Below are 26,030 nucleotides of genomic sequence, written 5' to 3'. Positions count from 1 at the left end.
GACTCTCCCCGTGGAGGGGAACGATGGCGATTGAGGGCGAGCTAAGCTCGGTGACTCTGGCCGACATCTGCCAGCTGCTCGCGATGGGAAGGAAGACGGGGTGTCTCACCCTCACCCACCGATCCAACTTCGGCTACGTCTATTTCAAGGGCGGGCGGGTCATTTACGCGACCGTCCTCAACCGTCCGGACCGCCTGGGCGAGCTTCTCGTCCGAAACGATGTCATCGAGCGGAAGGACCTCGCGGCCGCCATGGAGACCCAGTCCCGCCAGCCGGGGAAGAAGATCGGCCAGCTCCTGGTGGAGGCGGGCAGCCTCGAGGAAGAGGAGCTCCAGCGATTCATCACGATGCAGATCGAAGAGGCCGTCTATCACCTCTTCGGATGGGAGGAGGGGACCTTCCACTTCGAGCCCGACCGGGCACCGGAGGCGCACGGCGGGTTCCTGGTCTCGATCAACACCGAGAGCCTTCTCCTCGAAGGAGCTCGCCGCGTGGACGAGCTCTCGCAGATCGAAAAGAAAATTGCGTCCCGCGACCTCATCTTCGCGCCCGATCACCTTCCCAAGGAAGGCGACGAGATCGTCCTCACACCGGACCAGGACCGTCTCCTTCCCCTGCTCGACGGGAAGCGGACGGTGGCGGAGCTCATCGAAGAATCGGGTCTCGGGGAGTTCGACGCCCTCAAGGGGATCTACGGGCTTCTCCACGCCGGCTTTGTCCGTTCGGCGGGGCGGCGGGAGAGTGGGGAAGCTCCGGGCGCGGACGTCGGCCTCGGCCAACGCCTGAATCTGGGGCATGCGTTTTATCGGGCGGGGATGTTGGAGGATGCGGAGCGGGAATACCTCGCCGTTCTCGATGCGGATCCCGTCGAGCGGGTCGCGCGGGCGCGCTTGGGGATCATCGCGCTCCGTTCCGGGAGGCCCAGGGAAGCCGTTGCTCACTACGAGGCCATGGAGAAGGCCGGGCTCGGATCGGACCCGCTCGCCGTCTTGCTCAACTGGGGGTATGCTCTGGAGCTCCTGGAAAACTTCGACGAAGCGCTCGCGGTCCTGACGCGAGCCGCGGCGCTCGCTCCCGGAGACGCTCGCGGTCCGCTCGCCATCGGGATCGTCCTCCTCAAGAAGAACGAGGCCGCCCGCGCCCGCGAGGCTTTCGGGCGGTCCCGCGCCGCGCTCGGGAAAGGCCAAAAGCCGGGGGCGGTGTATTTCGCGCACGCAGTCCTCGCCTCTGCCGCGGCCGGTCAGCTGGAGGAGGCCATTCAACTCGGACGGGAAGGCCTCTCCCTCCATCCGTCGAGCGCGCCCCTCCTCGTCAATCTGGGGGCCGTTCTCGAGCAGAAGGGGGATGGCGGCGCAGCCGAGGCGCTCTACCTGCGGGCCGTCGCCCTGAATCCACCCTCTCCCCATGCCCACCGGAATCTCGGCGATCTCGCGCATGCCCGCGGCGATCAGGCGGGGGCCCGTGCCCACTTCGAACGCGCCGTGCGGCTCGACCCACTGCTGGGCGACGATCTCTACCTCAAGCTCGGAAACCTTGCGTACGAAGAGGGGGACCGGACCTGGGCCCGCCAACACTGGGAGAAGGCGCTGGAGCTGAACCCCGAGAACGAAACGATCCGCTCGAACCTGCAGCTCATTTCAACGGCTCCAGGCGCCTGAGGTTCGGGAGAAGCGAATGGCCGCGTTTCTTCTCCTTCTGGGGCTCCTCCTTTCACAGGAGCCGATCCCGCAGTCCACCGCGCCCACCCAGGAATCCCTCTGGCCCGCGCTCCCGGCGGGGCTCCCCCGCCGAGACCAGGCGAGCGTCCTCCTCCCCCTCGATCCCGCCCTCGAACCGCGTGTGCGTTTCGTTTATTGGCCGGGCGACGAGGAGCGTGCGGCCCGCCTTCTGGCGGCGCTGGAGCGGGCGCCCTACCTCCCCGGCCTTCCCCCCGACATGCCCGGGCGCTCGGCCTTCTACCTCGCGCCGGACATGGAAATCTGGAACGCCCTCACCGGCGGGGCCGTGCCGAGCTGGGGCGCGGGTGTCGCGATTCCAGCCGAGCGCATCGCCGTGATCCCACTCGACGGTGGACCCCTTTCCGGGCTCGCCGCGCGAGACCGGACCGCGCTCCACGAGTGGGCCCACCTCGGCCTGCACGATTACCTCGGTGGGATGCGGATTCCTCGCTGGTTCGACGAAGGGTACGCGCAGTGGGCTTCCGCCGGATGGGACGTCGAAGAGGCGTGGCGGCTCCGGGTCGCGCTCGCGCGCGGTGGAACGCCGCCCCTCGACTCGCTTGCCCTGGCCTGGCCGGTGGACCGAGTTGGCGCGGATCTGGCCTATCTCCTCTCGGCCTCGGCCGTCGAATACCTCGTCGGGGAGAGCGGAGAGAGGGGAATGGAGATCTTTCTCACCCGCTGGCGGGCGCTCGGGGACTTCGAGGAGGCCTTCCGGCAGACGTTCGGCTTCACGACGAGCGGCTTCGAGCTCCGATGGGTGGAGCATGTGAAGCGCCGCTATGGGTGGATGCTCGTCCTTTACCAAACGGCTCCGTTCTGGCTTCTGGGAGGGGTCGCGCTCCTCTTCCTCTTCGGGGTCCGGCGCAGGCGGGACCGGGAGCGGCTCGCGGGATTGCGGGCCAACGATCCTCCCGATCAGCCCGCGTATTGGACAAGCGAGGTTGACCGGTCGGGGGAGGGCGGGTAGCCTTCGCCTCCATGGGCCGTAAGCGAAAAGATCGGGGACGCCCCCAGCCGACCACGGTCGCCGCGCCAAAGGGGCGCGAGACCTCCTCTGCGGGCGGGGGCGTCACCTTTACGGCGTGGACCTGGGGGTTCGGAGGGGCGGGGCTCGTCGCCGCGCTGGCCGGCTTCTTTCTCCTCGCCCAGGGCTCGATGACCCTCGCTCCCATCCTCTTGGTCACCGGCTTCCTCGTCTTTTTCCCGATCGCCCTGACGAAGTAGCGGCCGGGGCGGCCGCGGCCGGTTCCGGAGCCCCGGGGCTCGCCTTATTCGCCGGCGATCACCTGGTGGATCGCGAACATCGCGCCCTGCGGATCCATGCATTGCGCGATCAGGTCGCCGCCCGGCACCTCCATCGGCCCGTTCAGGACGGTTCCCCCGCGCTCCTTCACCTTCGCGGCGGCGGCGCTCACGGAGGGGACTCGCGCGTAGTAGAGCCAGAACGAGGGACCCGGCTGCCCCGCCGGCTTCGTGAACATCCCCCCCAGGTCCATCTCGTCCGTTCCAAAGATCCTGTAAGGCCCCATCTCGCCCATGTCGAACACACTCTTCTCCCTCCACCCGAACAGCTTCGTGTAGAAGTCCCAGGCCCCGTCGAGTTCGGTCGTCATGAGCTCGTGCCACGAAAAGCCACCCACCGGCGGCCTCGCGGGGATCGGCGGCGGCTCGGACGCCGGAGCGAAGAGGGAGATGCCCGCGCCCTGGGGGTCCTGAAGCACGGCGATCCGGCCAACGTCGGGGATGTCTTTCGCGGGCACGACGATCGTGGCACCGAGATCCGCCGCGCGCTTCACGTCCGCGTCCACGTCCGCGGTTCCCACGTAGCCCATCCAGTGCGGGGGCGCACCCATGTTCACGGCGTCCGCCGGGAGCTCCATGAGCCCACCCATGGGCTGCTCTCCGACCATGAGAAGCCAGTAGTCAACCTTCCCGACGGGACCGGACTGGATCCTCCAACCTCCCACGGGCTCGTAAAATCCGCGAGCCGCGGCGGGGTCGGGAGTCATGAGCTCATGCCAGAGGAAGAGGCCTCTTCCGTTCTCGAGCGCCATCTCTGTGTTCTCCTGGGAGGTGTTGGGAATGGGAGGAGCGGTTCGAGGATCCTCAGGGCGCGCTCTGAATCCAGGCGGACCACCAGAGGTCGCGGAGAAAAGTACCGCCTACGGCGAGCCGTGCCAGGGCGAATTCGAGGGCCGCGGTGTCCGGCTCACCGCTCGGATCGAAGCCCAGGTCGCGTTCGAGCTCGTAGAGGCGCACAACCCGGGAGTGGGAGTCCCGGACCAGCGACCAGATCGCCGCGCGCACATTCGGAATCACCAGGGAGGCGGCGGTGATTCGCGCGTCCACCGCCCCTCGTGTGGCGTGCGCGTCCACGAAGTCCGACTCGAAGCGCGCATGGAAATCATTGTCGGTCGTAAATCCGCCGGGATTGGGAGCGCGCGCCTCGTCCCAGCCGTTGTAATGGATCGTCGTGTGGTGGGGATTGGCCGCATCCGCCGCGAAGTGACCGAGGATTCCCGCGTCGTTCACGATCCGTTCTTCAATCCAGGAGCGAATCTCAGGATCGCCGGCGGCCCGCCACCGGACGAAGCCGCTCGTCACCCGCTGGTAAAGCTCGATGATGTGAAAGGGGAGGAATCCAGCGGCTTCGTGCGGGTCCTCGACACCGGCGGCGTATAGCGCATCCAAGTACTCCCAGCGGTCGCGCGCGGCGAGTGCGGCGGCAGGCACGTTTTCGAGGTCTATGTAGTGATCGTAGCGGAACGCCTCGTTCATCTCGCGCCGCCGCCCCTCGCGCCAGCGGTCCGGTTCCGGGTTCAGATAGGCGAGTTGTTCCGCCGCGGCACGGAAGAAGTCGGGCATCTCCGCAGGGAGGTGCGCCGCCGCGACCTCGGCAATGATGCGGTGACCGTCGTTGCCCCAGAGGGCCGGGGCTTGAGACGTTTCAGCTGAAACGTCCCCTGGGCGCTCCGATGCCGGACCGAGCCACAAGAGAGGGAGGAGAACGACACCCGATTGGATCTTCATCGCTTCCCTGGCGGTGTATGGCGCGCGCGCGACCTGCCGCAATACCTGCGCGCGGAGCGGCGGTTCCCGCCTCGAGGGCCGGGTTACCAACCTGGGTTGAAATGGAGTCCGACGGGCCCTACGACTTCAACAACATCGAGAGCTTCGGGGACTCCTGGTCCGTCCGGCCAGAGCGATGAGTCGCCGCTTTCTCCCCCCACCTACTCGTAACGCATCGCTTCGACCGGATCCACGCGCGTTGCGCGCTGAGCCGGGATGAAGCAGGCGACCAAGGCCGTCAGGGCGAGGGCGACGACGACACCGCCGAAGATCCCGGGATCCCAGGGTTCGACGCCGAAGAGCAGGATCCCCAGCCCCTGGGCGAGCAGGAGCGCCAGTCCGACTCCGATCAGCAGTCCGAGGCCCACCTGGAGCGCGCCCTGGCGCAGGATCAGCGTCAACACGCTTCGCGCGTCGGCACCGAGCGCCATGCGCAGGCCGATCTCCCGCGTGCGGTTCCCGGCCGTGAAGGACATGACGCCGTAGAGCCCGATCGTCGCCATGGCCAGGGCGGCGAATCCGAACGCCATGAAAAGCGTCCCGAAGGCCCGGAAGAACCAGGTGTCGAGGTCGTACTGTTCCTGGAGAGACCGCACCCAGTAGAGGGGGAGGGCGGGGTCGAGCGTTCCGACCACATCCTGGATCATGGCCGTGTTCGTCATCGGCGCCTGTTCGGTGCGCACGACGAGGCTCATGAAATTGATGACGTTCTGGGCGAGGGGGATGTACACGCCGTCGTGCCGCGGATTGATCGCTCCGATGGCTCCCCCGAGGTGCAGATTCGGAACGACGCCGACGATCGTTCGCCACGGTTCGTCATCGCCCATCCTGATCTGGGTCCCGAGCGGGTCCTGGTTCTCCGGGAGCATCTCGAGGAAGTGCTCGGTGACGATCGCGACCGGCTGTGAGTCCGCCCCATCCAGGCTGTTGAATCCGCGGCCGCGCACGGGCGCGGCATCCACGATGTCGAAGTACTCCGGGGTGATCACGATGCGGCGAGCGAGGGGATGATCCGAATCGGTGGGATAGGTGACGCCGTCCACCGTGATCGGCCTCATCTGGCCCCCGCGCGCCGGAAGGTCGGAGGTGAATGCGACGGCGCGGACTCCCGGCCGCACCTCCAGGCGCCGCTGGAGCTCCTCGTAAAACTGAAGCTGGCTCTGCGGGGTCGGATAATCGTTCTGGAAGAGCCCGAGCCGGGCGGTGAAGACGTTTTCGGTGTTGAAGCCGTAATCGAAGCGGGCGACGTTGACCACCGTGCGAATCATCAGGCCGGCGCCGACGAGCAAGCCGCACGAGACCGCGATCTGCGCGACGACCAGACCCTTGCTGACGCGCCCTACGCGCATGCCGGAAGATCCCCGTGACTCGTCGCTCAGAATTTCGCCGACATTCGGCCGCGAGGCGCGTAGCGCCGGGATCGTGCCGGCCAGGAGCGTCGAGAGGAAGGTCAGACCGATCACGAAGGCAATCACGGCCGGATCCAGGGAAGCCACGAGCCAGAGCGGAAGCTCCTGGGTCGCGAGCCCCGCGTTGAAGAAATCCATGCTGACCTTGGCGATCACGAGGCCGACTGCGGCCCCGGCGATCGCGAGCACCAGAGTCTCCCCCAGGAGCTGGGAGACCGTCCGGATCCGGCTGGCCCCGAGCGCGGTGCGGATCGCAACCTCCTTGCTGCGCACGAGGGTACGAGCCAGGAGCAGGTTCGCCACATTGGCGCAGGCAATGAGAAGGACGCCGAACACGGCCCCGAGCATCACGTAGAGCATGGTGGCGGCCTGCGGCCCGATGAGATTGTCCATCTCCAGGATCACGGTCGCGCCGATTCCCTCGTTCGACTCGGGATATTCGCTCGCGAGGCGTCCGGCGATCGCGGACATCTCGGCCTGCGCTTCCTCTAGCGTGACACCGTCCCGCATCCGGGCGACGGCGTTCACCTGCGTGGCCTCCAGCGCCGGGCCGCTTCCTCGAGGGTAAGCCAGCGCATCAATGCGGAGCGGCAGCCAGGCGTCCATTTGCGTGGGATAGCCAAACTTCTCCGGCATGACGCCCACGATCGTCGTCACCTCGGCGTTCGCGCGTACCGTCTGCCCGACGATGTTCGGATCGCCGTTGAAGCGGTCCTGCCAGGCGCGGTAGCTGAGGATCATGACCGGCGGCGTGGACGGGTGGTCCTCCTCGGGGCGGAAGGTTCGCCCGAGGATCGGTTGGACCCCGAGAACGTCGAAGAGATGGGCGCTGACATAGGCACCCAGGTATCGAACCGGCTGTCCCTCCGTACCGCCGACGTTCACAGTTTCGGCGAAATAGGCCGCGATGTCCTCGAAGCTGGTTTGGACCGCGCGCCAGTCCTCGAAGTCGTGGATCGTGACGCCCATGAACTGGACGCCTTGAGCCGGGCGGTTCCGGGCAATCCGGACGAGCTCTTCCGAGTCTTCGTAAGGGAGGCCCCGGATCACCGTCACGTAAACGATGCTGAACATCGTCGTCGTGAGACCGATCCCGAGGGCCAGCGCGATGATCGCGGTGGCGCTCAGTCCGGGCCTCCGGACGAGCATTCGAGCGCCATAACGAATTCTGGCGAGAAGGGTGCCCATGCCGATTTCCTCCCGATCCGGTGGGATGAAGTTGCCGACGGGTCGCCTTGCCTGAGACGGCCGAGGGTGATCTAGTCCCTACGAGAAGCTCATGGGAATCGTTTCGAATGCCCGGCCTGGCCCATTGGGCTCGCGTGTTCTCGCAGAGTAAGGGATCGCCAACTTTCGCGGTGTCGGTTCGCCTCGCGAGAGTTGACCGGGCGCATCGCTTCCCACACTTTCCTCAAGTTGTACCCCACTTCAGGATCGGGATTCAAGTAAATGCGTCGTGCCCTCGCACTTGTCGTTCTCGCCGCGCTGCTCGGCTCCAAGGCCGAGGCAGTGGTCGGCGAGCTGCGCGATGGGGATGTGCACCATGAGACCACCGCCAAGGCGCTCGCGCACCAGCAGGATCCGCATGGGGCTCACGCACACGATGCCGTGAATGCCGGTGACGAAGGCGGGCCCGTGTCGGATGGGTCCGCCGACGGGGGGCAAGATCACGAACATGGGTCCTCGTCGGATCACTGCACACATGTGCATGGTGCGGCGGCGATCGGCTCGACCGACGCCCCCGTACCGCCGAACGAGGTATCGTTCGACTTCCGATGCAACGTGTCCAACTTCGACATTCCCTCCGAGTCGCTCTCCCCCCCTCCCCGGCAGTAAGCCCCCCGCAAATCGTTCGTGGGCGCTCCGCTGCGCTCACGGCCCTCTGACTCACTCGTAGCAAGAGCCACGCTACGCAGAGTTACGCCTTGCCTCCGTCGCCGGTCCTCCGGAGCGCCTACTTTTTTGGCGCGACGGACACGAAGGCATGGCATGTCCCACGGGAGGAATGCCTTGAGACTCTGTCCACGACATATCTCAGCCGCTGCGTTGGTCGCAGTAACGACGGTCTGGTCCGCCGGATCCCTGAATGCCCAGGACTCGGCCGTGCCCGCCGATACCCTGGCCGTGGACCTTTCTGAGGCGCGACGCATCGCGCTCGAGCGAAATCCCGGCTTCCTGGGTGAAGGGCAGCTTGTTGGCGTGGCCGCGGGCGGCGTGCGAGGGGCACGCACCTACCCCCTGAATCCGGAGGCCGAGGCTGAGCTGCCGGGGGCACCCGGAGGAGGGGGCTTCCAAGGCTACGAGGTTCTCCTGGTCCAAGGCGTCGAGTGGGCGGGCCAAAGGGGTCTTCGGATCGACGCAGCGGAATCCGGTCTCGCGGGTGCGAACGCGACCCTCGGAGATGCCCGCCGTCGGTTGGTCTCCGCGGTCAGTGAGGCGTTCTACGAGAGTTGGGCCGCCGATCGGCGGCTCGAGGTCGTGACCGAGATCCAGGCCCTGAACGAACGACTCGGCACCGCGGCACGCACGCAGCTCCTCGAGGGCGAAATCAGCGTCATGGAGTCGAATTTCGCGGAAATCGAGGTCGCCCGGTCTCGTGCCCGCGTCCTCGCCGCCCAGCGCGCAGCGACCTCGGCGCGGCTTACCCTGGGTCGATTGCTCGGCATCCCTCCACAAACCGTCGTGCTCGCCCGGGAAGAACCGGAGCTTCCCCTACCGGCCCCCGCGACTCTCCACAGGGAGGCCTTGCTCGCGGCGGCCGTCACCCAGCGACCGGACCTGGCCGCCGCCGACCATGCCGTAAGCCAGGCGGAGACGCTGACCCGGCTAACGCGGCGGAGCGCGATCCCGGATTTGGGTGTCGGCGCCCTCATCCAAGGGGGCGAGGAAGGAGCGTCTACTCGCGTCGGTCTGCAGCTCAGTGTCCCGCTGCCCGTCTGGAATCGGAATCAGGGAGCGGTCGCACAGCACGAATTCGAAACGAGGCGTGCCGCGCTCGAACGGGATGCGATCGCGCTCACGATCCGGACGGAGGTGTTCGACGCCTACAACGGGTATGTGACGGCCAGCGAGGAGGAAGCCCTCTTCGCAGAGCGGGTGCTCACTCCCGCCCGACAGAACCAAATCTTGCTTGAAGCCGCCTACAGGGAAGGGGAGATCGACCTCCCCTCGCTCATCCTCCTTCGCAATCAGCTGCTAGACGCGGAAGTCGGTTTCTGGGACGCATGGCTCGCGAGGAGGCTGAACTTCACACAACTGGACGCGGCGGTTGGGGGCATTGGGATCGATTGAGCCGACTCTGGGAGGGAATCAAAGTGAATCCTGCAATGAAAAATCGGAACGACCTCCACCGAGCTGCGGCCGTGTGGATCGCCTTGCTGGTCATAGGATGCGGCGACAGCCAAGAAGTCGAGGAACTCGCCGTTGAGGCGGTAGAGGAACACGCCGAGGGGGTCCTCCTCGATTCGACCGCGATCGCACTCGCTGGCATCCAGGTTGGCCCCGCGGAAGCAAGGGAGACCAGCGGGCTCCCGGTGACGGGGACCATCACATTCGATGCCAACCTCGTCAGCCACGTTGGGTCGCGCACGGAAGGTCGCATCGTGCGGCTCGACGCGAACATCGGACAGCACGTGTCGGCGGGGGACGTCCTGGCGGTACTCGAGAGCCCCGAGATCGGACAGCTTCGGGCCGAGGATCGCGAAGCAGAGGAGCTTGCGGCGATCGCGAGCGAAAACTATGCGCGCAAGCAGCGCCTCGCCGAGCAGGGGATATCCAGCCGCAGAGAGGTTCTCGAGTCCGAAGCCGAGCTGCGCCGCGCGGAGGCCGCAGTCCGGAGCGTCGAAGAACGTCTCCGCGTTCTCGGAGCAAGCGACGGCGTCGGAGGGGAATTCGCGATCACCGCGCCCTTTGTCGGTACGGTAGTAGCGCGGGACGCCAGCCTGGGCGAGATGGCCGCTCCTGAAAACGAGCTCTTCACGGTGGCAGACCTGGCTCGGCTCTGGATCGAGCTGGACGTCTTTGAACGCGACCTCTCACGGGTCGCGGTTGGTCAGTCGGTCGAAGTCACCACGGCCGCCTTCCCGGACCGCGTGTTCCCGGGCCGTATCGGATATCTCGGCGCAATTCTGGATCCGGTGACGCGTACGATCGATGCCCGCGTCGAGTTGCCCAATCCCGACGCGGCTCTCCGGCCTGGCATGTTCGCCCACGCGGTCATCCAGATTCCGGGTGGAGGGGGGCCTACCGTCGTGGTTCCAGCCGAAGCGATTCAGGACATCGAAGGGCAGCCGTCGGTCTTCGTGCCGACGGAAGTTCCGGGCGAGTTCCGGCCAACTCCGGTCGATGTGGGACAGACGGTCGCTAACGGACTGGTCGAGATTCGAGCAGGCCTCGAGCCAGGTGCGCTGATCGTGCTGACGGGCGCCTTCGCGCTGCGGTCGGAGCTGGCGGCGGGCGAGATCGCCGAAGACGGGCATTAGGAGGCGTCATGCTAAGAGCTACGATTGCGTTCGCCCTCAAAAACCCTCTCCTCATCATCGCATCCACGTGCCTGATCATCGGCGTGGGCATCTGGGCGACGATCCGGCTCCCGATCGACGCGGTACCGGATGTGACGAACGTCCAGGTACAGATCAATACCAACGCTCCAGCGCTATCGCCTCTGGAGGTCGAGCGACAGATCACGCTCCCCGTCGAGCTCGCCATGTTCGGGCTTCCCGATCTCGAGGAGATTCGGTCCCTGTCGAAATTCGGACTCTCGCAGGTCACGGTGATCTTCACCGAAGGCACCGACATCTACTTCGCCCGCCAGCTCGTCCAGGAGCGCCTGCAGGAAGCGAGAGAGGAGATTCCCGAGGGGTTCGGCACGCCGGAAATGGGCCCCATCAGCACGGGGCTGGGCGAAATTTTCCAATACACGCTGGTTTCCAGAAACACGGACCTGAACGACCTGCGCACTTTGCAGGACTGGGTCGTTGCGCCCCAGCTGCGTGGAGTCCCTGGCGTGGCCGAGGTGAACTCTTTCGGAGGCTTCGCGAAGCAGTACCAGGTCGTGCTGCGCCCCGAGGCGCTCGTCCAGTACGGGCTCACTCTTGACCAAGTGCTCGAAGCTGTCGCGGCGAACAATCAAAACGCGGGAGGCGGTTACATCACCCGCGGGACCGAGCAGTTGGTTGTTCGAGGCGTCGGCCAGGTCCAGGATCTGGACCAGATCCGCGGAGTGGTGGTCACGAGCCGAGGCGGGATCCCCGTTCGGGTCGGGGACATCGCGGACGTACAGGTCGGGCACACGATCCGGCAGGGGGCTGTCACACAGGGCGGAGCAGGTGAGGCCGTGATCGGCATCGTCATGATGCGCATGGGAGAGAACTCTCGAACGGTCGTCCAGGCGGTCAGGGAACGTTCGGAGCTCGTGGCCGCAAGCCTTCCCGAAGGAGTCGAGATCCAACCCTTCTACGACCGAACCGAGCTGGTGGACCGGACCCTGGAAACGGTCGAGCGGAATCTGCTGGAGGGCGCCCTGCTTGTGATCGCCGTGTTGTTGCTCCTCCTCGGAAACATCCGCGCTGCGCTCATCGTGGCCCTATTCATCCCCCTATCGATGCTCATCGCCGTGAGCTGGATGGTGTGGGCCGGAATCGCCGGGAGCCTCATGAGCCTCGGAGCGATCGACTTCGGTCTGGTCGTCGATGGGGCGGTCGTGATGGTCGAGAACTCGATGCGGCACCTGTCCGAGCGGGCGCGGGCCGCGAAGGGCTTCATGCGCACCGTATTGGACTCCTGCGCGGAAGTGGCCCGCCCTGTCCTTTTCGGCAAGATCATCATCATCGTCGTGTATTTGCCGATCCTCACGTTGCAGGGAGTGGAGGGGAAACTCTTCCGGCCCATGGCGCTGACGGTCGTCTACGCACTGGTGGGCTCTCTCATCCTCACCTTCCTGCTCACACCGGTGCTGATCTCGATGGCGATGCGTGGGAAGGTGGAGGAGAAGGAAGTCTGGTTGATGCGGAAGGCCAAAGCGATTTACGCCCCGGCTCTGGACTGGACACTTGCCAACACGAGGAAGGTCTTGGTCGGCGCGGGGGTCTCGGTGGCGGCCGGATTGTCCCTCTTTCCACTGCTCGGCTCGGAGTTCATCCCTCGGCTGGACGAGGGATCCCTCGCGATTCAAGTGCTTCGCCTGCCGAGCGTCTCGCTGGAGGAATCCATTCGCCAGAGCACGGTCATGGAAGCCCGTCTTCTCGAGGCCTTTCCGGACGAGATCGAGGACATCGTATCAAAGACGGGTCGGGCCGAGATCGCGACCGACCCGATGGGCGTGAACATCAGTGACGTCATCTTGAGCCTCAGGCCGGAGGAGGAGTGGACCCGTGCATCGACCAAGGCGGAACTCGAGCTACAGATGGCGGAGGTGCTCGATCACATTCCCGGGATGGTGTTCACCTTCAGCCAACCGATCGAGTTGAGGGTCAACGAACTCATCGCCGGGGTGCGGAGCGACCTCGCGATCAAGATCTACGGCGACGATTTGGAGACGCTTCGCCAGACGGCCGCGACGACGGTGGCCGCGGTGTCCCGACTCGAGGGCGCGGAGGGCTTCAGGGCCCAGCAGCTCACGGGGCTCCCACAGCTCGAGGTGTCCGTAATTCCCTCCGAGCTCGCCCGATACGGAATCAACGCATCGGACGTCATGCAGACCGTCGAAGCCGTGGGTGGCGTCGAAGCCACGACCGTTCTGGAAGGGCAGCGGCGCTTCGCCTTGACTGTACGCATGTCCGATGCGGCCCGCAGCAGCGCCACGGCGATTTCCGGCCTGCTCGTGAGCGCGCCGGGAGGGGAGCGCGTGCCGCTTGGACAGCTCGCCCGCATCGGCGAGGTCCAAGGGCCATCGGACCTGAGCCACGAAAACGGGTCGCGACTCGTGATCATCGAAGGGAACGTTCGCGGTCGCGACATGGGCGGTTTCGTGAACGACGTTCAGGCGATGTTCCTGGATGGCACCGTGGACCTCCCGGTGGGCTACAGCGTGGACTTCGGTGGACAGTTCGAGAATCTGGAGCGAGGCACTCGCCGCCTCATGCTGGTCGTGCCGCTCTCGCTGCTCCTCATCTTCCTGCTTCTGTTCGCCACATTCAACTCGATTCGCCAGGCGGCACTTGTCTTCACGGGCATTCCCCTCGCCATCGTCGGAGGGGTGCTCGCGCTCTTCCTGCGCGGCATGCCGTTCACGATCTCGGCCGGCGTCGGTTTCATTGCGCTCTTCGGGATCGCCGTGTTGAACGGTGTCGTATTGGTCAGTTACACCAACGAGTTGAGGCAGCAGGGACGGTCTCTCGAAGAAGCGGTTCGTGAAGGCGGCATGACGCGCCTCCGGCCCGTGCTCATGACCGCGCTGGTCGCGGCTCTGGGCTTCGTTCCCATGGCGCTGTCGCGGGGAGCGGGCGCGGAAGTGCAGCGTCCGCTGGCCACGGTGGTGATTGGGGGCTTGGTCACCGCTACTCTGCTCACGCTCCTGGTTCTTCCGCTTCTCTATCGGATATTCGAAAGCAAGAGCCCCACTCAGAGCGTCGCCCCAAGGGAAGTGGACGACCTCGGATTCTCGACGGTCTGAGAACGAACAGCCTTGGAGGCAACATGAAAATGGTGTTCGCGTTGATACAGCCGTTCAAGCTCGAGGATGTGACCCAACGGCTCGAGACGGTGCCCGGTCTTACGGGCATTACCGTGAGCGAAGTTCGAGGTTTCGGGCGCGAGCATTTGGCCGCCACCCAGCGGCAGCGCGAAGAAGAGATCGAGGAATTCACGGAGAAAATTCAGATCGAGACGATCGTCTCAGACGCGCAGGTGGACGCCGTGGTCCACGCGATCGCGAGCGCCGCGCACACCGGGCGAGACGGGGACGGGCTTATCGCAGTCCTCCCCGTTGAGCGAACCCTTAGGATCGCGACTTTCGAGACAGGGATGGAGTCCGCGTGATCCGGGGACGTGCGGCCTCGTGCGGGGCCTACTGACGCGCGCTACTCGGCTGACCGACCCAACTTGTCGAAACCGACCCGTCCTGCCCATTCGCCATGGCGCACCGCCACGGCCATACGCACCTACATCTCGGGCGTCCTGTGGGTGATCGGCGCCCTCTTCGAATGGCTCTCGGACGTCCCCGTAGAAGGGGGATGGCTACAGATTCGAGCGGATCCCGCCGGGCTCGTGCTGGTCGCGTCAGCATTGATAGGCGGACACAATTTCTTTCCGAAGGCTCTGCGCGGGGTCCGGTACCTCCGCCTGGACATGAATTTTCTGATGACGGTCGCGATCATCGGGGCGCTACTCATCGGAGAGCCGGTGGAAGCTGCGGCGATCGCGGCCCTCTTCTCTTTCGCCGAGCTCCTCGAGGCGGCGGCCGTCTCAAGGGCGCGCAGGTCGATCGAGGAACTCGTGGCGCTTGCCCCCGAAAAGGCCCGGCGGGTACTCCCGGACGGTGGGGAGGAGGAGGTGGTCGCGTCCACCCTGCGCGCCGGCGATCGCGTTCGCATCCGGCCGGGCGAAAAGGTGCCCATCGATGGAACCGTCCTCGACGGTACCTCGGCCGTGGACCAATCCACTGTGACCGGAGAATCCGTTCCGGTGTCGAAAGGTCGAGGAGACCAGGTGTTCGCGGGGACTCTCCTTTCGGAGGGGTTCCTGGAAGTCGAGGCGTCCACGGATTCAGGCAATACGACGCTCGACCGCATCGTTCGGCTGGTGCGGCAGGCACAATCCCAACGAGCCCCGAGCGAGCGCTTCATCGAGCGATTCGCGAAGGCCTACACGCCCGTGGTCACGGGCATCGCCGTCCTCACGATGCTGGTCCCCCCTCTCATGGACATGGGCACGAGCCTCGATTGGTTCACCCGTGGCCTCACGCTTCTCGTGGTGGCGTGTCCGTGCGCCCTGGTCATCGCCACTCCGGTCACGATCATGACGGCGATCACGAGCGCAGCGAGACACGGGGTTTTGATCAAGGGCGGGAAGCATGTGGAGAAGCTTGGCGCGATCTGCGCCTTCGCCTTTGACAAGACGGGCTCTCTCACCGAGGGGCGCCTGGCCGTGACGGACGTGATCGTGGGGGGCGGAGCCAACGCGAGGGATGTTCTTCGCACCGTGGCGGCGGTCGAAAAGCGCTCCGAGCACCCTCTTGCCAAAGCCATCGTGGCGTACGCGTCCGGACTGAGAATCGACTTTGACTCGGTGCGGGTCGCTGACTTTGAGGCTCGTCCCGGATACGGTGTCGTCGCTCGCGTCGAAGGGCAGCTCGTGCGAATCGGCAAACCCAACATGTTCGAGGGTGTCAGCCTGCCCCCGCGCTTGGCAGACCTTCAGGGCGAGGGAAAGACAACGGCCATCGTCGCCGTGGAAGACCGCGTGATCGGCTTGATCGCACTGGCGGATCGACTGAGGCCTGAGGCGCACAATGCGATCGCCGAACTCCGGAGGTTGGGCATCCACGACATGGTCATGCTCACGGGAGACCACGAGCGCGTCGCCCGGCACATCGCCGACCAGCTGGGAATCGTTGAGGTCCGGGCCGGGCTCCTGCCGGAGGACAAAGTGAATGCGATCGTCGAGTATCGGCGCGAGCACGAGGGCGTCGCCATGCTCGGTGACGGGGTGAATGACGCGCCGGCACTCGCGGTCGCGGACGTGGGGATCGTCATGGGCGCCGCGGGATCTCCCGCGAGCATCGAAACCGCCGACGTGGCCCTCATGGGCGACGACCTGCGGCTTCTCCCCTACGCGGTCCGCGTGGGACAGCGCGCGCGACGCCTTCTTCGCTTCAATGTCGGTCTGGCCCTGGCCCTCAAGCTGAGCCTCGCGGTCGGCGCGGTCCTGGGGATGGTGAGCCTGCTCAGCGCGGTATTGCTCGGCGACGTCGGCGCTTCGGCGGCCGTCACGATCAACGCCATGCGAATCGCGCGCCTCCGAGTGTAGTCGGCTACCGGCGAGATCGTCTCCAACGGCGCCACGCGACCACAGACCACACCGCCTCGATCACGCCGAACGGCCACGCTCCTTGGAGGAAGCCGTAGAGCGATCCCGCCGCGCACGCCCCCGCGAATCCGAGGACGAACCAGGCGCTCCGGTGCTCCAATGCGTAAGTGACCAACATGCCCGTCACGGCGAACAGGCCAAATGCCGTCAGTCCGTCCAATTGCCGGTCCTCGTTTCGTTCAAAGACGTACGCACAGTCGCGGCCCGCCTACGATTCGGCGGCCACCGCCGGCCCATGGCTGGCTGGGTATCATCCTCGGGAAACTATCGCCCGCCGGGCAACTTTGGAGGCGCTCCTGATCACCCTGAACATTCCGCTGGCGCTGGTCGGCGGCCTACTCGCTCTGCTCATCGCGGGTGCTCCACTCTCCGTACCCGCAAGCGTGGGTTTCATCGCCCTGTTCGGCGTCGCCGTTGCGAACGGTCTCGTGCTCATCACCTACTTCAATCAGCTGTATGCGACGGAGGGCCTCGTGCTGCGAGAGGCGATCGAACGGGGGGCAATGGTGAGACTGCGGCCGGTCCTCTTGACGGCGGCGTCGGCGAGCCTCGGGCTCGTCCCCTTGCTGCTCGCAACGGGTCCTGGATCCGAAGTCCAGCGACCCCTGGCTCTGGTGGTGGTGGGAGGACTAATCACCTCCACGGTGCTGACGCTCATCGTACTCCCCGTGCTCTACGGCTGGATGCACCGCGGGGCAGATCGAAGCGGCTGATACATCCGGCCGCGGCCAGGTCAACCCTAAGCCATCTCATCCCTGTTGTCTCCTTCCTGCTTTCGCCACAGCTTACGCAGCGGGGAGCGTGCATCGTACTTGTTGCAAGTGACTGTCAAACCGAAGTTTGGGGCGCTTAGCTCAGCTGGTTCAGAGCGCCTGCCTTACAAGCAGGAGGTCGGGGGTTCGAATCCCTCAGCGCCCATGCCGTGTCGAAGACCGGCCTCGTACCGCTGAGGATCAGCGGAGCGTCGCGAAGCTAATCCCTCAGCGCCCGCTATCAAGTGAAGTGAGAGAAGGGCTTTCGGCGGTGCGGAGGAAGGCCGAAGGGAAGTGGGTATGTTGTTGGGTGTTGGGAGCTTGGACTTGACGTTACGTGCACATACGGGGTAATTTTTACCCGTCATGAACGCGCAACGTCAAGTTCTCGCCTCTGAGTCCGAGATCTTTCTCGACCGGAATCCGGTCTTCACGGGCTCCATGTTCGCCGAAGCTCATGGCGAACGCCGACCGTCGCCCCTCCTCGCGGAACGGCTCAAGTACCTCAAATTGACGGGCCGCGTTGTGAGCCTGGAGCGCGGCCTCTATGCCACGCTACGTCCGGGAGAGGATCCCGAAGCGGTTGCCCCTGATACTTACCTGGTGGGGGCGGCCCTGCGCCCGGACGGGGTCTTCGCCTATCACTCGGCCCTCAACCTCCTCGGTGCCGGACACTCGGATTGGAACGTCGTATGTCTCCTATCGAGCCGTCGGCGCCGACCGCTCGAGCTGCGGAACGCTCGCGTCGAGATCCTCCCCCATCCTGTCGCGCTCGTCCGCAAGGAGGCGACCGACCTCGGCGTCCGATCCGTGGGTTACCTTCACACCACGGTCCGCGTGACCGGGAGGGAGCGCACGCTGGTCGATGGCTTCCGGCAACTTCGCCTGGTCGGAGGGCTCGAGGAGCTGGTCTCCTCGGCAGGGGGCTTCGCTTCCCTGGACTTCGACCTGCTCGCAGCGGTGCTCGATGCCTACGACCTCCGGATCCTCTTCGCTGCCGTTGGTTGGTTCCTCGATACGTATCGGGACCACTTCTTCGTGCCGGACGACTTCCTGCTCGACCTCGAGCGACAACGACCCCGCTCGCCGCAGTACCTCCCGAGACGGTGTCGCACCGAGGTCTGGGGGGGACGTCTGGTGCCTCGCTGGAATCTGATCATTGCGGAAGGCGTGCTCAGGGGTGCGGAGCGCGACGAACCGGATTGCCGCCGACGAGAATCGTAGCTATATTGTAGCGCCATTAGCTACAGGAGCTCCGTCCATGAAATTCATTACTTCTCGAGAGGTTCGGAACAATCCCTCACAGTTCCGGAAGGCCGTGGAGCGCGATGACGTCGTCCTGACAGTGGACGGAAGGCCCTTCGCCGTCGCGGTCGGGATCGGTGAGGACGAGATCGAGGAGACTCTCGACATGCTTCGTCGGCTGCGCGCCCTCAGGGCGATGAGTCGGATGCAGAGGAAGGCTGAAGAGCGTGGTGTCAGCGGCATGTCGCCCGAGGAGATCGATCAGGAGATCCGCGAAGCACGAAAGAAACGCCGACCCGCATGAGGGTCGTGATCGACTCGAACGTCGTGGTGTCTGCGATGCTCTCGCCGCATGCCCCGCCGGCCCAAGTGATCCGGCTGGCACTACAGGGTGATCTCGGCCTGCTTCACGATGGCCGAGTCTTGGCGGAGTATCGAGAGGTGCTCTCGCGACCGAAGTGCGGCTTCGATGCCGAGGACGTTCGTGCGATGCTCGCAGGGATCGAATGGATAGGCGAGACCGTATTCGCCCGTCCTCTTTCCGTGGAGTTGCCCGACCCCGACGACCTGCCGTTCCTCGAGGTGGCGGCCACTGCCAGGGCCGATGCCCTCGTGACAGGAAATACCCGCCACTATCGTCCGGTGAACGGTCGGCACGATGTCAAAGTCCTCACTCCCCGAGAGCTGTTGGCTCTTCTGCCGAAAGAAGAGTAACCGCGGGGGCGTGGCCCGCTTGGGGCCCCCGGGGAAGCCCGAGCGGGCCCGGACCCTGGCAAGCTCTTTGCCCATGGCCATGCGACGCGTCGGGAGGGCGAAGTCACCGACCAGGTACCCGGCGATCAACAGAAGCAGGAGCGCCGGTACCTCGATAGCAGGCAGGACGAAGTCCGGAGACCCGATCGACACTATACCTCCTCCTCCTGGTGCCCGGATTCCTTCCCGCCGGCGATCCACTCCAGATACAGCGGCGCCGCGTCCTCGCCCTCAACCACGCTCGAGAATCGCGCCGCGTCGAGCGCCTGGCTCACGGCCTGGTTGCTCACCCCGTGCTCGGCCGCGACCTCGGTCTGGGTGCGTCCGCGAACGCCGCGGATGTATTTCATCGGGTGGACGTCCAGCCTGATCGGATCGTCCAGGTGAGGTCCAGGAGGGTCGAGAGCAGTGCGTCGTGCATCGCGCCCATCCCCCCGAAGGTTTGAGCTTCCGGTCGGCCGTCACGATGGTGAGCCCTTCCAATCGAGCCTGCACGATCAGCATGCGATCGAGGGGATCGCGGTGGTGAAAAGGAAGATCCGCCAGAGCCGCGGCGCGGGCGAACATGACTGAGAGTTTGCTGAAGCCGCTCGCATCGACAGCCGCCTCCAGCCGGCCCGGGAATCTTCAGCTTCCCCAACGAGATCTTGAGAGCGACCTCCCAGACGGAAGCCAGGCTGACATGGACGACGGGCGCATCCTGGATGTTCACGAAGAGAGTGTGGCGGGTTGTCAATAGCCCTACTTACAACGAGGCGGTGTGAACTTCCGAGAGCCGACGGGGAAGCTGAGTGGGGACTCCTGGGCTCTCGTAAATCTCAGAGTGTCCTGCCCCTCGGGAGAACGCCAACTCTGTTCCGGGGCCAGCCGTCCCATCGAACCTCCTACGGTTACGGACGCGCTGCCCCTATGATGCCTATCCGTCGTTGATCCCGCATCGTCGACAAAGGGACCCCCACCCGAAGGCCGGGGTCCCTTTCCCTTTCAGATTTACCCAATTTGGAAGTATTCAAATACGCACTGCACAACCTCACCCGGCTCGACGCTGAAGGTCGCCGTAGCGGTACCGACGTCACCCGAGCTGGGCGGAGGTGCAATACTCTCGAAGCAAGTGATGCCGACCAAGGTATATCCGTTGGGAGCGGACCCCGGCCCGGTTACCAAGTGCGTGCCGGGGGGGACGGATTGTCCAAAGGGAGGAGTCGTGGGGTCCTGGCTGACGAGGGTCGTGTTCACGGCACCCGTGAAGACGAACTCGAGGTCGTTCGCTGGCGGAAACAATTCGATCGCCACCTGGATCTCGCCCGCTTCGGGTTCGGGGTCTTCCGAGCCCAGTTTGCAGCCGTTGTCGTAGATCGCTTGTCCCTCCTCGGTCCAGTTCCTCCCTTGGTGGATGCCTTCCATGGGCGGGATGATGTCTCCCCAATCGTCCGAACTGTGCGTGTGGATTTCGGGGTCGAAGATCGGGCCCTGATGAGACGGATTGGCGTAGTGGTCACCTTGGCCCTCGCCTTTTCCGGCAATCCCGTCGGCAGCGGAGTTGGCAACCGCGATGAGGACGTAGGGGTTGGTGACCGAGTTGGTGCGGTGGCAGATCTGGATCTTGCCCGTGTTGCCTGCGCCATCGGAAGACTGGGTTGCAGAGATCGAAGGATCAGTGGCCTGGAAGGAGTGAGGCTCGACGATTCCGGCCTCACTGCATGCGGCGAGCAATGCGAGAACCGTGACGGCCGCAACGCGCGCAAAACGGCTGCAGTTCATGCTTCCCCCTTGGAGGTGTGATGACTGGCGTGTCTGGGGTTTTCGAGTGATCTGGAGTAAGGCAAGAATTGGGCCGGACGATCGAGCGCGGAGCGTTGGCGCACCGACCACGAAAAAGGCCGCCCCCTAAGGAGCGGCCTGACCCGCGCAAACCGTTCTCATTACTTAAGTTCCGGGAACGAGATTCGAACTCGTAAGGGGTTTCCCCCAGAGGTTCTTGAGACCTCCGCGTCTACCGATTCCGCCATCCCGCCCGAAAAATGTTCTACCCCGAAAATGGCCACGAGTGCGCCGTTCGGCCAAGCCCACATTCCGACCGGACGGGCTGCTCGGGTTCGCCCCCTTTACCCCGGCGACGGCTCGATGCTCACCTCGATCCCCCGCCTAGCGGGCTCTTCGGGTCTCCCGTTCCTTGGAGGCCACCCGAATAGGTCAACGCCACGGTCACGAAGAGCGCACCGATGAACAAGGCCATCCCGAGGCCGATCCTCGATGCGACTTGGACCGCATGGATTGGCCGCGCACGTTCCGTCCACCCGTCGGACGGCGGCTCGATGGACAATCGCCTGGAGCTGACCCCCAAGGGATACCCCTCATGAGGTCTCGTCGGGCGAGCGCAGCTTCCGCAACCGGCGCTCGAACTCTCCCTCGTCGATCTCTCCAGCGGCGAAGCGGCGGCGAAGTATCTCCTCAGGGGATTCCCGTTGCACGTCGCCGGCGGACCGCGCTCCGCCTCGCCCGCGAGGGGTCAGGGCCCACCATGCGAGAGCGACGAAGAGGAAGGCCCAGAGTGTCCACCATCCCCAGTGCATGGACATGTGCCCATCGGCGTGCCATTGCCAGGGGATCTGGAGGGTAACCAGCGATCTCGTGGGTGTGAGCATTTGACCCTCCGGGCAGGGGGAACTTACCACCTCTTATCGCATGAATGTGCAGCGTGGGGCTCCGGATTCCTAGGAATCTCGGCCGCGTCCCTCGCCCGATTCCTTGCTACCGTGTATCAGTTCACCTGATCGGGACCGGCACCCGCGTGGCCTGCGTCGGGGCTGGACCTTCGGTCCGTAAGGTCCCCTGCTCACGGAGTTCCATGCGAATCCTGGTCGTCGAAGATGACCGCAAGGTCGCTCGCTTTCTGGAGCGTGCGCTCCAGGAGGAGGGGTACACGGTGGACGTGGCGGCCGACGGCATCGAAGGTGCCATGAAGGCCCGCGTCGAGAAGTATGACCTCCTCGTGCTGGACGTCATGCTCCCGGGCCGCTCCGGCCTCGAAATCACCCGAGATCTGCGGCGCGAAGAGAGTCCCGCGCCCATTCTTCTCCTCACCGCTCGCGACTCGAAGCAAGACATCGTCGCGGGCCTCGATGCGGGCGCGGATGACTACCTCACGAAGCCGTTCAGCCTGAGCGAGGCGCTGGCGCGTATTCGTGCCCTTCTGCGCCGTGGCGGTTCGCAGCGAACCGATCGCCTGACCTACGATGACGTCGAGTTGGACCGGATCCGCCACGAAGCCCGTCGGCGGGGAGCGCTCCTCGACCTCACGCCGCGGGAATTCGCCCTTCTCGAATACTTTCTCCTCCGCCCGGGACAGGTCGTGCGTCGAACCGAGCTTCTCGAGAACGTCTGGGATCTGAGCTTCGACCCGATGAGCAACGTCGTGGACGTTCACGTGGCCAACCTCAGAAAAAAGCTGAGGGGCTCGAATCTCGATCCCCTCATCCACACGGTTCGAGGCGTCGGGTACATCCTGGAACGCAAGGAGGAAGAATGAAGCGGTCCTTCCGCGACCTCCTCGCGATCCGGTTCGCCCTGATCACGACCGCCGGAATCACGGTCTGTGTCGTCGGATCGTACTTCATCCTCCGGCGAACGCTCGACAGTGAGCTCCGCGCGAACATCCTGAACGTCGCCGCGATTCAGGCGGCCGCGCTCACCGACCGCGAAACCGGAGAGATGCACTTCCACGAGTGGGACCTGACTCCCGCGGAGGCGGCGTCGGTCCGGGAGCTCGTGCGCTACGCCCAGGTATGGAGCGGGAACGGGGAGAGCTTACTGCGAAGCCAATACATGACCGGGGACCTCCCCCTGGAGCCGGAAGCACTTCGGCTCTCGGCGGCGGGACAACTCGTATGGGAAGACGCCTCCTTCGAGGGAATTCCGGTGCGATCCGTGTTTTATCCCCTCGTGCGATTGGGAGACATGCATGCGGAGCATGTGCTCCAAGTCGCCGCGCCCCTCGAAGGAAGGAATACCCTGCTCGGCCGGGCGGCGCTGTCCGGTTTCCTTCTGATCGTGCTCGTGGGGATCGGAAGCGTTTTGGGTGGTCGCTGGCTGGCAATTCGCGCGATCCGGCCGGTGACCGAGATCATCGACGAGGCGGAGGCGGTCGGCGCGGGGTCTCTCCGCCGGCGAATCGGTGCGCATGCCGATACTCACGAGTACGAGCGGCTGGTGCATGTGCTGAACGACATGCTAGATCGAATCCAGGCGGCCTTCGAGGTTCAGCGCCGCTTTACCGCCGACGCGAGCCACGAGCTTCGCTCACCGCTGACCGCGATGCGGGGCGAGCTGGAGCTCGCGCTCCGACGAGACCGCGGTACGGAGGAGTACAAGGAAGTTCTGGTCAGTGCCTGCGAAGAAGTCATGCGCCTGAGCCGCATCGTGGAGGGGCTCCTCATTTTGGCACGATCCGATTCCGGCGCCGTGGAGCCGCGGCTGGAACGCGCCGATCTGACGAAACTGGTGGGACAGGCGATCGCACGGACCTCCGGAGATTCCGAAGCGCATTCGGTACAAATTGAGCTCGTCGCACCCGATCCGGTTCCCGGCGTCTTCGATCCGGACCTCGTCACCCAGATGGCCGGAAATCTCGTGCAGAACGCGGTGAGGTTCGCTGGAACTGGGGGGCGGGTGACCGTCACAGTGACTTCCGAGGAGGGTGAGGCGAGGATTTCGGTCGAGGATTCGGGCCCGGGGATCCCGGCGGGGAGCGAGCTGGCGATCTTTGAACGCTTCTGGCGCGCGGATCCGAGCCGCTCGCAAACGATGCGGAACGAGGGGACGGGGCTTGGTCTCGCGATCGCGAAGGTCATCGCCGAACAGCATGGGGGATCCGTGACCGCATCCAACGATTCGCGCCTCGGCGGAGCCCGAATCGAGGTTCGAATTCCAACGCTCTTTCCCCATTCGGAGGCGATGGCTCCCGCTCGTGGGTCCGCCCCGACAGCCGCCTCGAGCTGATCCGATCCCCATCAGTCGCGGATGAAGCCTTCTTCACGCGGCCTTCATCTTTTCTTCATCGCCGGCCCCGTAACTTGGTGGGTGCCGGTCCGGAGCGATCTCCCGGCTCCGCCCGGTCTCCCTCTGACTTCTTGCGGAATCCGCGATGCAACGCGCTTTTCGGTTGCTGGGTCTTCAGCTTCGCCGAACGATCCTCTGGGCGGGGCTGTTCGCCATGGGGGCGTTGGTCGCTCCCACGGCCCTTCTAGCCCAGACAGACTTTTACAATCTCGACCACGGGCGGCCCCTTCGAGTCGAGGATGCCTATACCACGAAGCGCTGGGCCTTCGAGCTCCAGGCCTCGCCCATCTCCCTCGCTCAGGACGAATCCGGCGCGATCCGCTACACGCCTTCGATCGAGCTGAAGCATGGGCTTCTTTCGGGACTCGAGGTGTCCGCGGGGGTCGCCATGGAGAGCGTGCGGGACGGCGCGCACTCGAGCACCGGGCTTCTTGAGGCGACCGCTGCGGCGCTCCTGAATCTCTGGGTCGAGGGTCCGAGGCTTCCGGCGGCCGCCATACGTCTGACGGGCCGGATGCCCGGCGAGTCGGAGGAATCCGCCTCCCTGGAAGTCGGCGGGATCCTCACGCGTAGCCTCGTCGGTCCGGTGCGGATGCACCTGAACGGCGCCGCGATCGTCGGCCAGGACCGAGAAGAAGACTGGTGGGCCGGAATCGCGCTCGACTATGTCCTTCCGTTCCAGCACACGATCCTTCTGGCCGAGACCTGGACGGCTTCGGATGGAAGCGACGAGCAGCGAGTGCATTCCGCCGCCGGATTTCGGCTGCAGCTGACGCCCACGCTCGCCATGGACGGCGGACTGGGACGGGACTGGTCCGGACATGGACGACGGGATTGGATCACGACGCTGGGCCTGACTTACGAGTTCGGAGTGCGCGCTCTCATGCCCGGAGGCTCCTGAGATGAAGGTTCGCCCGCTTTGGCCCCATGCCGCAGTGTTGGCGCTCACCCTGAGCACGGCGCCGCTGTCCGGTCTCCTCGCGCAGGAACGTGTGTACCATCCGCTGCATCTTCCGGCCGACCACAACTGGACGTTCCGGTCCGAGTTTCCGGCCGTGGACCGGCTCTTCAACGGGTTCGACTTCGGACACGGCATCCTATACGAGACGCTCCTGACGCGACCCGAGGCGCCCGTGGAGCTTCTGGAGTCTGAGATCTTCGATCGCCTCGCTCTCGAGATTCTTCCGAACCCGCCCCGGCTCCCCATGCCGGAGGCTGCATTCATGCCCCGGTACGCACGGCTGGCGACTCGTGCGAAGGAGATGTTCGACTGGTCGCATACTCTACATAGGCAGACCTACGATATCCTGGCGGACCGGAGCCTGAGCGAGGCCGAGCGGGATCGCGCGATGGACGAGCTCCTCGAACACTACCTGGCGAACGACCTCGCGTTCTCAGCCGTCCCGAAGGGAATGGAAATCATGGACGGCCAGTACTTTTCGATGGCGTTCCGCCAGGAGTATCCGCGCTTTAATGGGCTGATCTGGGCGTACCACTGGCTCCAGGTCGGCATCTACGAGCCCCTGCTGCTCTACGACGACCCGGCTGCCCGACAGGCGGCGGTCCAGGCGACCGTCTCCCGATTCTGGCAGATGCTCGAGTCGCCTCCCGGCAATCTGCCGTCCATGATGCCCATGACGCCGGCGATCGCTCCGACCTTTACGGCGCGTTATCCGCGCTTCGCCGCGGTGTTCGACAATCTTCACATGATGCACGACGTGATCTCGGACATCCTCGCGTCCCAGGCCGTGGCGGAGGGCGGAAAGCGCGACGAGATCTACCGGCAAGCCGACCTCTTCAGGGATCCGGAAGCCATGGCAGTGACCGACGAGGCGTGGATTGCCATGGCCCAGGCGCACGGCGTCGCTGCACAAGGAGGCCCGGCCACGGGCCTCCTTGGCGCTCCGCCGCAGCCGGGTGCGATGCCGGTGATGGATCACGACCATTCGACCGTGAACCCGTAGTGAGAGGGTTGCGAACTTCAGAAGGTAGAGGGA

At 65.2% G+C, this 26,030-nt stretch carries 23 protein-coding genes, 2 tRNA genes and 1 pseudogene; 16 read left to right on the top strand and 10 right to left on the bottom strand.

Features of this window, described 5'->3' with window-relative positions; translation table 11 throughout:
* Positions 1-23: 23 nt before the first annotated feature.
* The 3 genes from WEG36_13155 to WEG36_13145 are packed head-to-tail and all read left to right on the top strand — an operon-like array spanning position 24 to position 2,945.
* On the top strand, positions 24-1,658 hold the full coding sequence (locus WEG36_13155) for a DUF4388 domain-containing protein (GenBank protein MEX1258556.1): 1,635 nt from the start codon (positions 24-26) through the stop codon (positions 1,656-1,658).
* Between the two features lie 16 nt (positions 1,659-1,674).
* Positions 1,675-2,688 (top strand): hypothetical protein, encoded by a 1,014-nt coding sequence (locus WEG36_13150; GenBank protein ID MEX1258555.1) that lies wholly within the window; start codon positions 1,675-1,677, stop codon positions 2,686-2,688.
* Between the two features lie 11 nt (positions 2,689-2,699).
* Positions 2,700-2,945, top strand: coding sequence for a hypothetical protein (locus WEG36_13145; protein MEX1258554.1), 246 nt, complete (start codon positions 2,700-2,702; stop codon positions 2,943-2,945).
* A gap of 44 nt (positions 2,946-2,989) precedes the next feature.
* Here WEG36_13145 and WEG36_13140 read toward each other — a convergent pair whose 3' ends face one another.
* The 4 genes from WEG36_13140 to WEG36_13125 all read right to left on the bottom strand — a co-directional run bounded on the left by WEG36_13140 (position 2,990) and on the right by WEG36_13125 (position 7,876).
* Complete coding sequence (locus tag WEG36_13140; GenBank protein ID MEX1258553.1) at positions 2,990-3,775, bottom strand: VOC family protein; 786 nt, start codon at positions 3,773-3,775, stop codon at positions 2,990-2,992.
* Between the two features lie 52 nt (positions 3,776-3,827).
* A complete protein-coding gene (locus WEG36_13135; protein MEX1258552.1) occupies positions 3,828-4,751 on the bottom strand; it encodes a hypothetical protein in 924 nt (307 codons plus the stop codon).
* 200 nt (positions 4,752-4,951) lie between these two features.
* Positions 4,952-7,387, bottom strand: coding sequence for an ABC transporter permease (locus WEG36_13130; GenBank protein MEX1258551.1), 2,436 nt, complete (start codon positions 7,385-7,387; stop codon positions 4,952-4,954).
* Positions 7,388-7,627: 240 nt separating this feature from the next.
* Positions 7,628-7,876 carry a hypothetical protein gene (locus WEG36_13125; GenBank protein ID MEX1258550.1) on the bottom strand — a complete coding sequence of 83 codons (249 nt, stop codon included), beginning with the start codon at positions 7,874-7,876 and terminating at the stop codon, positions 7,628-7,630.
* A gap of 333 nt (positions 7,877-8,209) precedes the next feature.
* Here WEG36_13125 and WEG36_13120 point away from each other — a divergent pair, with 333 nt between their 5' ends.
* The 5 genes from WEG36_13120 (at position 8,210) to WEG36_13100 (ending at position 16,165) form a co-directional block, all read left to right on the top strand.
* Positions 8,210-9,490, top strand: coding sequence for a TolC family protein (locus WEG36_13120; protein MEX1258549.1), 1,281 nt, complete (start codon positions 8,210-8,212; stop codon positions 9,488-9,490).
* A 35-nt stretch (positions 9,491-9,525) separates the two neighbouring features.
* Positions 9,526-10,680 (top strand): efflux RND transporter periplasmic adaptor subunit, encoded by a 1,155-nt coding sequence (locus WEG36_13115; GenBank protein MEX1258548.1) that lies wholly within the window; start codon positions 9,526-9,528, stop codon positions 10,678-10,680.
* Positions 10,681-10,688: 8 nt separating this feature from the next.
* Complete coding sequence (locus WEG36_13110) at positions 10,689-13,811, top strand: CusA/CzcA family heavy metal efflux RND transporter (GenBank protein MEX1258547.1); 3,123 nt, start codon at positions 10,689-10,691, stop codon at positions 13,809-13,811.
* Positions 13,812-13,834: 23 nt separating this feature from the next.
* Positions 13,835-14,176, top strand: coding sequence for a P-II family nitrogen regulator (locus tag WEG36_13105; GenBank protein MEX1258546.1), 342 nt, complete (start codon positions 13,835-13,837; stop codon positions 14,174-14,176).
* A 63-nt stretch (positions 14,177-14,239) separates the two neighbouring features.
* The gene (locus tag WEG36_13100; GenBank protein MEX1258545.1) at positions 14,240-16,165 is read left to right on the top strand and encodes a cation-translocating P-type ATPase; all 1,926 of its coding nucleotides are present in this window, start codon (positions 14,240-14,242) and stop codon (positions 16,163-16,165) included.
* 4 nt (positions 16,166-16,169) lie between these two features.
* Here the strand turns inward: WEG36_13100 and WEG36_13095 are convergent, their stop codons facing one another.
* Complete coding sequence (locus WEG36_13095; protein ID MEX1258544.1) at positions 16,170-16,385, bottom strand: hypothetical protein; 216 nt, start codon at positions 16,383-16,385, stop codon at positions 16,170-16,172.
* A gap of 127 nt (positions 16,386-16,512) precedes the next feature.
* On the opposite strand from WEG36_13095, the pseudogene WEG36_13090 reads away from it, so the two are divergent.
* The 4 genes and pseudogenes from WEG36_13090 (at position 16,513) to WEG36_13075 (ending at position 18,526) form a co-directional block, all read left to right on the top strand.
* Positions 16,513-16,938: pseudogene (locus tag WEG36_13090) on the top strand (efflux RND transporter permease subunit).
* Between the two features lie 130 nt (positions 16,939-17,068).
* Positions 17,069-17,143 (top strand) — tRNA-Val (locus WEG36_13085).
* Between the two features lie 200 nt (positions 17,144-17,343).
* Positions 17,344-18,201, top strand: coding sequence for a hypothetical protein (locus tag WEG36_13080; protein ID MEX1258543.1), 858 nt, complete (start codon positions 17,344-17,346; stop codon positions 18,199-18,201).
* Between the two features lie 37 nt (positions 18,202-18,238).
* A complete protein-coding gene (locus tag WEG36_13075; GenBank protein MEX1258542.1) occupies positions 18,239-18,526 on the top strand; it encodes a type II toxin-antitoxin system prevent-host-death family antitoxin in 288 nt (95 codons plus the stop codon).
* 80 nt (positions 18,527-18,606) lie between these two features.
* Here the strand turns inward: WEG36_13075 and WEG36_13070 are convergent, their stop codons facing one another.
* The 5 genes from WEG36_13070 to WEG36_13050 all read right to left on the bottom strand — a co-directional run bounded on the left by WEG36_13070 (position 18,607) and on the right by WEG36_13050 (position 21,620).
* Complete coding sequence (locus WEG36_13070) at positions 18,607-19,128, bottom strand: hypothetical protein (protein ID MEX1258541.1); 522 nt, start codon at positions 19,126-19,128, stop codon at positions 18,607-18,609.
* Positions 19,128-19,325 (bottom strand): hypothetical protein, encoded by a 198-nt coding sequence (locus tag WEG36_13065; protein ID MEX1258540.1) that lies wholly within the window; start codon positions 19,323-19,325, stop codon positions 19,128-19,130. The genes WEG36_13070 and WEG36_13065 overlap by 1 nt, the downstream gene beginning before the upstream one ends.
* A gap of 640 nt (positions 19,326-19,965) precedes the next feature.
* Positions 19,966-20,736 (bottom strand): hypothetical protein, encoded by a 771-nt coding sequence (locus WEG36_13060; protein MEX1258539.1) that lies wholly within the window; start codon positions 20,734-20,736, stop codon positions 19,966-19,968.
* A gap of 170 nt (positions 20,737-20,906) precedes the next feature.
* A tRNA-Leu gene (locus WEG36_13055) sits at positions 20,907-20,988 on the bottom strand.
* Positions 20,989-21,329: 341 nt separating this feature from the next.
* Positions 21,330-21,620: an SHOCT domain-containing protein gene (locus WEG36_13050; protein MEX1258538.1), complete on the bottom strand. Its 291-nt coding sequence runs from the start codon at positions 21,618-21,620 to the stop codon at positions 21,330-21,332.
* A 203-nt stretch (positions 21,621-21,823) separates the two neighbouring features.
* Here WEG36_13050 and WEG36_13045 point away from each other — a divergent pair, with 203 nt between their 5' ends.
* The 4 genes from WEG36_13045 to WEG36_13030 all read left to right on the top strand — a co-directional run bounded on the left by WEG36_13045 (position 21,824) and on the right by WEG36_13030 (position 25,997).
* Positions 21,824-22,504 (top strand): response regulator transcription factor, encoded by a 681-nt coding sequence (locus WEG36_13045; protein ID MEX1258537.1) that lies wholly within the window; start codon positions 21,824-21,826, stop codon positions 22,502-22,504.
* On the top strand, positions 22,501-23,973 hold the full coding sequence (locus tag WEG36_13040; protein ID MEX1258536.1) for an ATP-binding protein: 1,473 nt from the start codon (positions 22,501-22,503) through the stop codon (positions 23,971-23,973). The genes WEG36_13045 and WEG36_13040 overlap by 4 nt, the downstream gene beginning before the upstream one ends.
* 145 nt (positions 23,974-24,118) lie before the next feature.
* Positions 24,119-24,934, top strand: coding sequence for a hypothetical protein (locus tag WEG36_13035; GenBank protein MEX1258535.1), 816 nt, complete (start codon positions 24,119-24,121; stop codon positions 24,932-24,934).
* A gap of 1 nt (position 24,935) precedes the next feature.
* A complete protein-coding gene (locus tag WEG36_13030) occupies positions 24,936-25,997 on the top strand; it encodes a hypothetical protein (GenBank protein MEX1258534.1) in 1,062 nt (353 codons plus the stop codon).
* The last annotated feature ends 33 nt before the right edge of the window (positions 25,998-26,030 follow it).

The sequence above is a fragment of the Gemmatimonadota bacterium genome, assembly GCA_040882465.1.
In the GTDB taxonomy this organism is placed as follows: Bacteria; Gemmatimonadota; Gemmatimonadetes; order Longimicrobiales; family Gaopeijiaceae; genus JBBEBG01.
This window is presented reverse-complemented; position numbering and strand designations above follow the sequence as displayed.

Bases quoted from the DNA above. Each gene is read 5' to 3' on its own strand.
- WEG36_13135 (MEX1258552.1), bottom strand. From the start codon at position 4,751: ATGAAGATCCAATCGGGTGTCGTTCTCCTCCCTCTCTTGTGGCTCGGT.
- WEG36_13115 (MEX1258548.1), top strand. From the start codon at position 9,526: ATGAAAAATCGGAACGACCTCCACCGAGCTGCGGCCGTGTGGATCGCC.
- WEG36_13040 (MEX1258536.1), top strand. From the start codon at position 22,501: ATGAAGCGGTCCTTCCGCGACCTCCTCGCGATCCGGTTCGCCCTGATC.
- WEG36_13060 (MEX1258539.1), bottom strand. From the start codon at position 20,736: ATGAACTGCAGCCGTTTTGCGCGCGTTGCGGCCGTCACGGTTCTCGCA.
- WEG36_13110 (MEX1258547.1), top strand. From the start codon at position 10,689: ATGCTAAGAGCTACGATTGCGTTCGCCCTCAAAAACCCTCTCCTCATC.
- WEG36_13145 (MEX1258554.1), top strand. From the start codon at position 2,700: ATGGGCCGTAAGCGAAAAGATCGGGGACGCCCCCAGCCGACCACGGTC.
- WEG36_13075 (MEX1258542.1), top strand. From the start codon at position 18,239: ATGAAATTCATTACTTCTCGAGAGGTTCGGAACAATCCCTCACAGTTC.
- WEG36_13045 (MEX1258537.1), top strand. From the start codon at position 21,824: ATGCGAATCCTGGTCGTCGAAGATGACCGCAAGGTCGCTCGCTTTCTG.
- WEG36_13030 (MEX1258534.1), top strand. From the start codon at position 24,936: ATGAAGGTTCGCCCGCTTTGGCCCCATGCCGCAGTGTTGGCGCTCACC.
- WEG36_13105 (MEX1258546.1), top strand. From the start codon at position 13,835: ATGAAAATGGTGTTCGCGTTGATACAGCCGTTCAAGCTCGAGGATGTG.
- WEG36_13150 (MEX1258555.1), top strand. From the start codon at position 1,675: ATGGCCGCGTTTCTTCTCCTTCTGGGGCTCCTCCTTTCACAGGAGCCG.
- WEG36_13155 (MEX1258556.1), top strand. From the start codon at position 24: ATGGCGATTGAGGGCGAGCTAAGCTCGGTGACTCTGGCCGACATCTGC.
- WEG36_13035 (MEX1258535.1), top strand. From the start codon at position 24,119: ATGCAACGCGCTTTTCGGTTGCTGGGTCTTCAGCTTCGCCGAACGATC.
- WEG36_13050 (MEX1258538.1), bottom strand. From the start codon at position 21,620: ATGCTCACACCCACGAGATCGCTGGTTACCCTCCAGATCCCCTGGCAA.
- WEG36_13080 (MEX1258543.1), top strand. From the start codon at position 17,344: ATGAACGCGCAACGTCAAGTTCTCGCCTCTGAGTCCGAGATCTTTCTC.
- WEG36_13130 (MEX1258551.1), bottom strand. From the start codon at position 7,387: ATGGGCACCCTTCTCGCCAGAATTCGTTATGGCGCTCGAATGCTCGTC.
- WEG36_13140 (MEX1258553.1), bottom strand. From the start codon at position 3,775: ATGGCGCTCGAGAACGGAAGAGGCCTCTTCCTCTGGCATGAGCTCATG.
- WEG36_13065 (MEX1258540.1), bottom strand. From the start codon at position 19,325: ATGAAATACATCCGCGGCGTTCGCGGACGCACCCAGACCGAGGTCGCG.
- WEG36_13125 (MEX1258550.1), bottom strand. From the start codon at position 7,876: ATGTTCGTGATCTTGCCCCCCGTCGGCGGACCCATCCGACACGGGCCC.